The following is a 269-nucleotide window of genomic DNA, read 5'->3' as shown; positions in this document are numbered from 1 at the left end:
CTAGGGCGTGTCTGAGAATAGATGCACGAGTCAGCTGAGACCCTGGGGACATGTCCCGGTTCCAGATGCTCTCTGACACCCAATGGGAGTTGATCGCCCCGATGCTCCCGACCCGGACCGGCCGCGCCGGCAGGCCGTTCGCCGACGCCCGCACCATGGTGGAGGCGATCATCTACCGATACCGGTGCGGAATCGCTTGGAGGGATCTGCCCGAGGTCTACGGGCCCTGGCAGACCGTGTGGACCTGGCATCGGCGCTTGGCTGAAGAG

At 65.1% G+C, this 269-nt stretch carries 1 protein-coding gene; it reads left to right on the top strand.

The features are described from left to right. Positions 1-50 precede the first annotated feature (50 nt). Positions 51-269: transposase (locus tag ACTSKS_RS11065; protein WP_442927564.1), on the top strand; the 219-nt coding region annotated here is incomplete at its 3' end.

This window comes from Micrococcus sp. TCR-5, assembly GCF_052220525.1.
GTDB lineage: Bacteria > Actinomycetota > Actinomycetes > Actinomycetales > Micrococcaceae > Micrococcus > Micrococcus luteus.
This window is presented reverse-complemented; position numbering and strand designations above follow the sequence as displayed.